The organism is Mesorhizobium sp. M7A.F.Ca.ET.027.03.2.1 (genome assembly GCF_003999175.1).
Lineage (GTDB): Bacteria > Pseudomonadota > Alphaproteobacteria > Rhizobiales > Rhizobiaceae > Mesorhizobium.
Genome location: NZ_RZOM01001408.1, coordinates 1 through 1,220 on the forward strand (window position 1 = coordinate 1; position 1,220 = coordinate 1,220).

General features: G+C 64.8%; 1 protein-coding gene. It reads right to left on the reverse strand.

Going from position 1 to position 1,220, the window contains the following annotated elements; translation table 11 throughout:
• Window positions 1-1,220 (reverse strand): ATP-grasp domain-containing protein (locus tag EN750_RS35110; protein WP_127399333.1); only part of this gene is annotated, 1,220 nt, incomplete at both ends.

Consider the following 1,220-nt stretch of genomic DNA (forward strand, 5'->3'; position numbering starts at 1 on the left):
CGAACACGGTGATATGGCCTGGCCAGCGGGCGAGGCGCGGCGTGGCGCGAAAATCATGCGAATTGGTGTCGCCATAGGGTTTGCCCAGCGCGACCTGGAATCGTCCGTCCGCCCGCACCGAAACCTTCGCCGCGATATCGTCTTCGCCGAACTTCAGCCATGTGCGTCGCGCCACGCTGTGGAAATGGGCATAGCCGACAAGCGACGACCACGGATCGTCGGATGACGGCGATGCTCCGGCCCCGGAGGCCGCAAGGGCGGCGGCAGCAATGGTTTCGTCGCTCGAAGGCGGGACGGTCGTCAAGGTTTCTTGGTGTCTGCCAATCAGGCTGGTGTCGACATCGCCTGCAGCGAAATCCGGATCGGCGGCCAGAGCGGCGAGAAAGGCGGTGTTGACCGTCGAGCCGGCGATCTCGGTCCGGGATAGCGCCGCGCCAAGCGCTCCCAGAGCCCCCTGACGGTCCGTGGCGTGGACGACCAGCTTGGCAATCATCGGGTCGTAATAGGGCGAGATGGCGTCACCCGCCCGCACGCCTGTCTCTATGCGCATCGTGGCGCATTCGGAGGCCGCGTCTGGAAATTTCAGATGGTGCAGCGTGCCCGTTGCCGGCAGAAAACCTTTCGTCGCGTCCTCGGCATAGATGCGCGCCTCGAAGGCATGGCCGACGAGCGCGATCTCGCTTTGCGTCTTCGGCAGCTTTTCGCCGCTGGCGACCCGCAACTGCCACTCGACCAGATCGGTGCCGGTCACCATTTCGGTGACCGGATGTTCGACCTGCAGGCGGGTGTTCATCTCCATGAACCAGAAGCGGTCGGCTTTCAGGCCCTGCGAGGCATCGACGATGAACTCGATGGTGCCGGCGCCTGAATAATTGATCGCCTTGGCGGCCTTCACCGCCGCATCCGTCATCGCCTTACGCAAAGCCTCGGTCATGCCGGGCGCGGGCGATTCCTCGATCACCTTCTGGTGGCGGCGCTGCGCCGAGCAGTCGCGCTCGTAGAGATGCACCACATTGCCGAAATTGTCGCCGAACACCTGCACCTCGATATGGCGCGGCTTGTCGACATATTTTTCGACCAGCACGCGGTCGTCGCCGAACGCGGCTTTCGCCTCGCGCCGCGCGCTGGACAACGCCTCGGAAAACTCATCGGGATGCTCGACCCGGCGCATGCCCTTGCCGCCGCCGCCGGCGCGCGCCTTGATCAGCACGGGATAGCCG